At 69.9% G+C, this 7,639-nt stretch carries 6 protein-coding genes; 3 read left to right on the top strand and 3 right to left on the bottom strand.

Annotation, left to right across the window (positions count from 1 at the left end; all coding sequences use genetic code 11):
- Nucleotides 1–76: 76 nt before the first annotated feature.
- The 3 genes from ACK4LS_RS14370 to ACK4LS_RS14380 all read right to left on the bottom strand — a co-directional run bounded on the left by ACK4LS_RS14370 (nt 77) and on the right by ACK4LS_RS14380 (nt 3,434).
- Complete coding sequence (locus tag ACK4LS_RS14370) at nt 77–1,081, bottom strand: sugar phosphate isomerase/epimerase family protein (protein ID WP_409718680.1); 1,005 nt, start codon at nt 1,079–1,081, stop codon at nt 77–79.
- Nucleotides 1,082–1,101: 20 nt separating this feature from the next.
- On the bottom strand, nt 1,102–2,292 hold the full coding sequence (locus ACK4LS_RS14375) for a Gfo/Idh/MocA family protein (protein WP_409718692.1): 1,191 nt from the start codon (nt 2,290–2,292) through the stop codon (nt 1,102–1,104).
- Nucleotides 2,293–2,384: 92 nt separating this feature from the next.
- Nucleotides 2,385–3,434 carry a substrate-binding domain-containing protein gene (locus tag ACK4LS_RS14380; RefSeq protein WP_409718683.1) on the bottom strand — a complete coding sequence of 350 codons (1,050 nt, stop codon included), beginning with the start codon at nt 3,432–3,434 and terminating at the stop codon, nt 2,385–2,387.
- Nucleotides 3,435–3,743: 309 nt separating this feature from the next.
- Here ACK4LS_RS14380 and ACK4LS_RS14385 point away from each other — a divergent pair, with 309 nt between their 5' ends.
- From ACK4LS_RS14385 to ACK4LS_RS14395, 3 genes are all read left to right on the top strand, one after another.
- Nucleotides 3,744–5,219, top strand: coding sequence for a sugar ABC transporter ATP-binding protein (locus ACK4LS_RS14385; RefSeq protein ID WP_409718685.1), 1,476 nt, complete (start codon nt 3,744–3,746; stop codon nt 5,217–5,219).
- A complete protein-coding gene (locus tag ACK4LS_RS14390; protein WP_409718688.1) occupies nt 5,216–6,268 on the top strand; it encodes an ABC transporter permease in 1,053 nt (350 codons plus the stop codon). The genes ACK4LS_RS14385 and ACK4LS_RS14390 overlap by 4 nt, the downstream gene beginning before the upstream one ends.
- 98 nt (nt 6,269–6,366) lie before the next feature.
- A complete protein-coding gene (locus ACK4LS_RS14395; RefSeq protein ID WP_409718690.1) occupies nt 6,367–7,548 on the top strand; it encodes an ROK family protein in 1,182 nt (393 codons plus the stop codon).
- Nucleotides 7,549–7,639: the final 91 nt, after the last annotated feature.

Genomic DNA, 7,639 nt, shown 5'->3' on the forward strand with positions numbered 1-7,639 from the left:
TGACCCGCACGGCAGGGGGATGGGCGGGGTGCTCGCGCACCCGGCCCTTCTCATCGCTCCGGCCGATCGCCCCCGATCAGCGCTGACTGAACGCCGCGTCGAACGCCGCCCCGGAGGGCTCGTACGACGACATCCTCCGCACGAACCCGAGCGCCTCGGGCGCCCCGACCAGGCGGTCCATGCCGGCGTCCTCCCACTCCACCGACAGCGGTCCGCGGTAGTCGATCGCGTTCAGCATGCGGAACGCGTCCTCCCAGGGCACGTCGCCGTGACCGGTGGAGATGAAGTCCCAGCCGCGACGCGGATCGGCCCACGGCAGGTGCGACGACAGGCGGCCGTTGCGCCCGTTGGTCAGGCGCTTCTTCGTGTCCTTGCAGTGCACGTGGTAGATCCGGTCCTGGAAGTCCCACAGGAACGCGACCGGGTCGATGTCCTGCCACACCATGTGCGAGGGGTCCCAGTTGAGTCCGAACGCCTCGCGGTGGCCGATGGCCTCGAGGGCGCGCTTCGTCGTCCAGTAGTCGTAGGCGATCTCCGAGGGGTGCACCTCGTGGGCGAAGCGCACACCGACCTCGTCGAACACGTCGAGGATGGGGTTCCACCTCTCGGCGAAGTCGCGGTAGCCGGCATCCACCATCTCCTCGGTGGCGGGCGGGAACATCGCGACGTACTTCCAGATGCTCGACCCGGTGAAGCCCGTCACGGTCTTCACCCCCAGACGGGATGCCAGGCGCGCGGTGTTCTTCAGCTCCTCGGCGGCGCGCTGACGCACGCCCTCCGGGTCGCCGTCGCCCCACACGCGGTCGGAGACGATGTCGCGGTGGCGCTGATCGATGGGGTCGTCGCAGACCACCTGGCCCTTCAGGTGGTTGGAGATCGTCCACACCTTCAGTCCGTTGCGCTCGAGCACGTCGAGCTTGGACTGCACGTACGCCTCGTCGTCCCAGCGCCAGGGGTCGAGGTGGTCGCCCCAGCAGGCGATCTCGAGGCCGTCGTAGCCCCACTCGCCGGCGAGGCGCGCCACTTCCTCGAAGGGGAGATCGGCCCACTGGCCGGTGAACAGCGTGATGGGTCGCGTCATCGCGTCGTCCTTTCGTCGATTCAGGATGCCGCGAAAGCGCGGCCCGCGGGGGAGGAGGCGGTGAGATCGCCGTCGACACCGGTCCAGGCCCCGTCCGCGTCGGAACTGCGGGCGACCGCGTCCAGAACCTCCTGCACGTGCAGGCCGTCGGCGAACGAGGGGCGGGGGTCCGTGCCGGCGGCCAGGGCCTCGACGAAGTCCTTGGCCTGGTGCGAGAAGCCGTGCTCGTAGCCGAGCATGTGGCCGGTCGGCCACCAGGCGCCCACGTACGGGTGGTCGGGTTCGGTCACCAGGATGCGACGGAAGCCCTGCTCGGTGGCGGGAAGGGTGGCGTCGTAGAACTGCAGCTCGTTGGGGCTCTCGAGGTCGAAGGTCAACGCGCCGAGGGAGCCGGAGATCTCGACGCGGAGCGCGTTCTTGCGGCCCAGGCGGAAGCGCGAGGCCTCGAACGAGGCGAGCGCACCGTTGTCGAGGCGACCGGTGAACAGGGCGAGGTCGTCGACGGTCACCGCACCGCGTTCGGTGCCCGCCGATCCCGACAGGCCCGAAGCGGATGCCAGCACGGGGCGTTCGGCGACGAGGGTCTCCAGCAGCCCGGCCACGCGCGTCACACGGAGTCCGGTCATGAACTCGGCGATGTCGACGGCGTGGGCACCGATGTCGCCCAGGGCGCCCGAACCGGCGCGGTCCTTCTGCAGGCGCCAGGTGAGGGGGGCTTCCGCGTCGCTCAGCCAGTCCTGCAGGTATTCGGCGCGCACCTGGCGGATCTCGCCCAGGCGGCCGGCGGCGATCAGGTCGCGGGCGAAGGTGGTGGCCGGGAGACGCCGGTAGGTGAAGCCCACCATCGAGCGGATGCCGCGTTCGGCGGCGGACGCCGCGGCGTCGGCCATGCGGCGCGCCTCGTCGACCGTGTTGGCGAGGGGCTTCTCGCACAGGACGTGCTTGCCGGCGGCGAGGGCGGCGAGGGCGATCTCGGCGTGCGAGTCGCCGGGGGTGACGATGTCGACGACGTCGATGTCGTCGCGTTCGAGCACCTCGCGCCAATCGGTCGAATCCTCGGCCCACCCCCAGGTCTCGGCCGCGGCCCGCGTGCGGGCGGCGTCGCGTCCGACGAGGACGCTCATCTCGGGGGCGAGGGGGAGATCGAAGAAGCGGGGAGCGACGCGCCATCCCTGGGAGTGCGCGGCGCCCATGAATCCCGCGCCGATCATGGCGATGCGGAGGTGCTGGGTCACGATGAAGGTCTTTCTGTGGGGAAGGGGGGAACGGGGCGCCCGCGGTGACCGCGGACGCCCCGGACCGATCAGGACTCGAAGGCGAGGTCGATGAAGGACGCCACGTTGTCCTTCGTCACGACCGGTGCGTCGAGCACGATGCGGTTGGGCACGCTGGGGGTGATCAGATCGCCGGCGGTCTTGCCCTGAGCGATCAGTCGGGCCAGCGCGATGCCGTCGGCGGCCTGCGTCGAGGGGTAGATCACCGTCGCCTGCAGCGGGGTGTCGCCGGCCTCGATGGCCTCCATCGCGTTGCGGCTGCCGGCGCCGCCGACCATGAAGAACTCGTCGCGACCCGAGGCCGTGACGGCGGCGAGCACGCCGATGCCCTGGTCGTCGTCGTGGTTCCAGATGGCGTCGATCTTCGGGTTGGCCGACAGCAGCTGCGAGGTGGCCGACTCGCCGCCCTGGACGGTGAAGTCCGCGGCGACGCGCGGGCCGACCTCGAGGCCGCAGTCCGACAGGGCGTCGGCGAAGCCCGCCGAGCGGTCCTGCGTCAGCGGCAGCGAGTCGATGCCGGCGATCTCGGCGACGACCGCGTCGCTGTTGCCCTCGAGCTGCTCGCAGATGTACGTGCCGGCGCTGACGCCCATGCCGTAGTTGTCGCCGAGCACGGTCGAACGGGCGGCGAACGGGCTCGAGAACTCGCGGTCGACGTTGATGACGGGGATGCCCGCGTTCATCGCCTTGATCGCGACCTCGGTGAGGGCGGCGCCGTCGCTGGGCAGCAGCACGATGGCATCCACGTCGTTGTTGATGAAGGTCTCGACGGCCGCGATCTGCGCGTTGACGTCGTTCGTGCCCTCGGCGACCTGCAGGTCGACGTCGGGGAAGCTCTCGGCGGCGGCGAGCGCGCCGGAGTTGATCGCACCGAGCCAGCCGTGGTCGGCCGCGGGGCCGGAGAAGCCGATGGTGACGGTGTCGCCGGTGGACGCGTTCTCCTCGGCGCTGGTGCCCTGATCGACGATGTTCTCGGCATCGTTGCTCGATCCGGTGCAGCCCGCCAGCAGACCGACCGACGCGAGGACCGCGACTCCGGTGAGAACCAGACGGGAGCGCGTCTTCATCTGTGAGCGCATGTACTTCCTCCTTGAATGTGATGCAGCTGGGGTCATCGCAGCCCCGGGTCATCCCGAAGGAAGGGTCTACGTTGACGCGGCTCACGCTAGCAGAAGTGACGGTTTGGTAGGCAACTTTTGTTATCAAACCGCTAGAAGTGCGCGAAGCGGCTCGGGTCGGCGGGTCCTCTGCGTCGACGCCGCCCCGCCTTTCGATCCCGATGGCGATTGCGATCGCATTCGAACGGGTCGCGCGCCAGCGAGGCGGCGTGTTATGTTCGCCTCGTGATCAAAGTTGACCATGCATCGTCATTACTCGATGTCCGCGGAGTGACGAAGTCCTTCGCCGGCGTCCACGCCCTGCGCGGCGTCGATCTCGAGGTGCGTGCCGGTGAGGTGCACTGCGTGCTCGGCCAGAACGGCGCCGGCAAGTCCACCCTCATCAAGACGCTCGCCGGCGTGCACCGCCCCGACGGGGGTGAACTCAGGTGGCAGGGCGAGACCGTCGACGTCGCCGACCCGCAGGCGGCGATCGATCTGGGGATCGCCACGATGTACCAGGAGCTGGACGTCGTCGACGGTCTGACGATCGCCGAGAACATCTTCCTCGGACACGAGCTCGCCCGCGGCGGCTTCACCAAGCGATCCGCGGCCGCGCGTCAGACCACGGAGCTGCTGCGCCGCCTCGGTCACGCGGGCCTGTCGCCCCACACCGAGGTCGGTTCGCTGAGTGCGGCGAACAAGCAGATCGTCAGCATGGCGCGCGCCCTCTCGCACGACATCAAGCTCATCATCATGGACGAGCCCTCCGCCGTGCTCGACAGCGAGGAGGTCAAGAACCTCTTCGCCGTCGTGCGCGAGCTCACCGCGGCGGGGATCGCGGTGGTCTACATCACGCACCGCCTCGAAGAGATCCGCGAGATCGGCGATCGCATCACGGTGCTCAAGGACGGGCGCACCACCGCGGTCGGCCTGCCCGCTTCCGACACCCCCACCTCCGAGCTCATCCGGCTGATGACCGGTCGCGAGATCAGCAACGTCTTCCCCGAGCGCGTGCCCGTCGCCGCCGACGCCCCCGTCGTCCTCGACGTGCGGGACCTCTCGCTCTCGGGCGTCTTCTCCGACGTGTCCTTCTCGGTGCGCGCGGGTGAAGTGGTGGGTCTCGCGGGGCTCGTGGGCTCGGGCCGCTCCGAGATCCTCGAGACCGTCTACGGCGCTCGCCGTTCCAGCGGCGGCGCCGTGAGCGTGCGGGGCCGCACGCTCCCTCGCGGATCGGTCTTCGCCGCCGTGCGGGCCGGCGTGGGGCTGTCCCCCGAGGAGCGCAAGAGCCAGGGGCTGGTGCTCGACGAGCCCATCTACGTCAACGCCACCCTCGCCTCGATGTCGCGCTTCGCCAAGGGCGGCTTCCTCGACGATCGAGCCGCGCGCCGTGTCGCCGAAGAGCAGATCGAGGCCCTCGAACTGCGGCCGGCCGACCCCGACCGCGCGGCGCGCACCCTCTCCGGCGGCAACCAGCAGAAGATCCTCCTGGCCCGCTGGCTGATCCACGGTACGGACGTGCTGCTGCTGGACGAACCCACCCGCGGCGTCGACGTCGGCGCCCGCGCCGAGATCTACGCGCTCATCCGCGACCTCGCCGCCGCCGGCAACGCGGTCGTCGTGGTCTCCAGCGAGATCGAAGAAGTGCTGGGCCTCGCCGACGTCGTGCTCGTCGTGGCCGACGGACGCATCCTCCGCACGCTCCCCTCCCACCAGATCGACGAGCACGGTGTGCTCGACCTCGTCATGAAAGGATCCGCCGCGTGAGCGAGCCGACCACCCCGACCCGTGCGCGCACGGCTCCCCTCGAGGCCGGCCAGACGCCGGTCTCCCCGTCCTCGTCGTCGCCCGTACGGGCGTTCTTCTCCGGCTCGGCCGGCCGAAACGTCGGCCTGGTCGTCGCCCTGGTGGTGATGCTCATCGTCGGAGCCATCACCGCCCCCGGCACCTTCCTCACCGTCGACAACATCTTCGTCATCCTCCGGCAGGCGTCGATCACGGGTGTCGTGGCCATCGCCATGACGCTCGTCATCATCGCCGGCGGCATCGACCTCTCGGTCGGATCCGTCGTCGGACTGGCATCCGTGGTCGGAACCCTCGCCGTCGTGCAGGACCTCGCCGGAGAGATGCACTGGATCGTGTTCGTCCTGTTCGCCCTGGCGGTCGGGGCGGCCGCGGGTCTCATCAACGGCATCGTGATCGCGTACGGCAACGTCGTCGCCTTCATGGCGACCCTCGCGATGCTCGTCGGTGCGCGCGGTCTCGCCGAGATCCTCGCCGAGCGTCGCACGCTCGTGGTCGAGGACCGCAGCTTCATCACCTTCATGAACGCCGACATCCTCGGCGTGAACATGCTGATCTGGATCTTCGCGATCGTCGCCGTGCTCGGCTGGGTGCTGCTCAACCGCACCACCTTCGGACGCCGCACGGTGGCCATCGGCGGAAACCGGGAGGCGGCGCGCCTGGCGGGCATCAACGTCAAGCGCCACGTCATGTGGCTTTACGTCCTGGCCGGGCTCGCCTCGGGCATCGCCGGCGTCATGTTCCTCGGCCGCACCACGGCCGGCAGCTCCACCAACGGCCAGCTGCTCGAGCTCGACGTCATCGCGGCGGTCGTGGTGGGAGGAACGCTCCTCGTCGGAGGCCGAGGCACCATCACCGGCACGGTGTTCGGCGTCCTCATCTTTGCGACGTTGACCAACGTGTTCATCCAGAACAATCTCTCGTCTTCCGTCCAGGCGGTGGCAAAAGGTGTCATCATCGTGGTCGCGGTGCTGTTGCAGCAGCGCTTCTCCCGCCCCCCGGGACGGGGCTGACGACCTTGTGCCGACGGCGGCTGCGTGTTCCGCGTAGCCGCCGTCGGTATGTGGATCGAACGCACGTGAACTAATGGTGTACTGAGGGCGTGAAGAGGATGACGACAGATTCCGTGCAGTCGGTCAGCGGCGTGAGCCAGTTGTTCCAGCTGCTGCGAGACGGCGTACCGCGTACGCGCGCGGAGCTGGCCAAGTCGACGGGCCTGGCCCGATCGACGGTCGCCGTCCGCGTCGACGAGCTCATGCGCATGGGTCTCATCACCCCCGTCGCTGACGCGGTGTCCACCGGTGGGCGACCGCCGTCGCAGTTCGCGATCAACCCGGCGGCCAAGGTCGTCGTCGCCGTGGATCTGGGCGCCTCCCACGCGACCGTGGCGATCGCCGACCTCACCGGCAAGGTCCTGAGCGAGAAGACCGGCGACATCGACATCGCCCGCGGCCCCGAACCGGTGCTCACGTGGCTGGTCGAGACCGCCGGAGCCCTCCTGGCGGAGTCGGGTCGATCCTCCTCCGACGTCGCCGCCATGGGCATCGGCGTCCCCGGCCCCGTCGAGCACTCCACCGGGCAGCCGGTGAACCCGCCGATCATGCCGGGCTGGGACCGCTTCGACATCCCCGGCTGGATCTACGAGCACATGCCCGTCCCGGTGCTGGTCGACAACGACGTCAACATCATGGCGCTCGGTGAGCGCAGCGTCGCCTGGCCCGCGGTCGACCACTTCATGTTCGTGAAGGTCGCCACCGGAATCGGCACCGGCATCATCTCCGACGGCCGCCTGCAGCGCGGTGCGCAGGGCATCGCCGGTGACATCGGCCACGTGCAGGTCGCTCGCGGCGCCGACATCCCTTGCCAGTGCGGCAACCGCGGCTGCCTGGAGGCCCTGGCATCCGGTCCGGCGATCGCCCGTGCCCTGCGCGCGCAGGGGATCGACGCCCACACGGGCTCCGACGTCGTCGACCTGGTCAAGCGCGGCAACATCGATGCGATCCAGGCCGTGCGTCAGGCCGGCCGCGACATCGGCGAGGTGCTCACCACCTGCGTGAGCCTGATGAACCCGTCGGTCATCGCCATCGGCGGGTCGATGGCCCGCGTGGGCGAGCACCTGATCGCCGGCGTGCGCGAGGTGGTCTACACCCGCTCGACCCCGCTGGCGACCGAGTATCTCTCGATCGTCCAGTCGGTGGCGGCGGAGAACGCCGCCGTGATCGGCGCCAGCATGCTCGCCGTCGAGCACGCCCTCGCGCCCGAGTCGCTGAACGCCGCCTTCCTGCGCGCCTGACCCGGTCTCGCCGCCGGCCCGGCGCCGCGCCCGGTCGCGCTGCCGGCCCGGCGCTGCGCCCGGGCCGTGCGTCGCCCCCGAGCCGTCGGTC

Origin of the sequence: Microbacterium sp., from assembly GCF_046295495.1 — a bacterium.
Lineage (GTDB): Bacteria > Actinomycetota > Actinomycetes > Actinomycetales > Microbacteriaceae > Microbacterium.

What these genes read in the sequence shown, in the direction of transcription:
- ACK4LS_RS14370 (WP_409718680.1), bottom strand. Translation starts at nt 1,081, where the DNA reads ATGACGCGACCCATCACGCTGTTCACCGGCCAGTGGGCCGATCTCCCC.
- ACK4LS_RS14375 (WP_409718692.1), bottom strand. Translation starts at nt 2,292, where the DNA reads ATGATCGGCGCGGGATTCATGGGCGCCGCGCACTCCCAGGGATGGCGC.
- ACK4LS_RS14380 (WP_409718683.1), bottom strand. Translation starts at nt 3,434, where the DNA reads ATGCGCTCACAGATGAAGACGCGCTCCCGTCTGGTTCTCACCGGAGTC.
- ACK4LS_RS14395 (WP_409718690.1), top strand. Translation starts at nt 6,367, where the DNA reads ATGACGACAGATTCCGTGCAGTCGGTCAGCGGCGTGAGCCAGTTGTTC.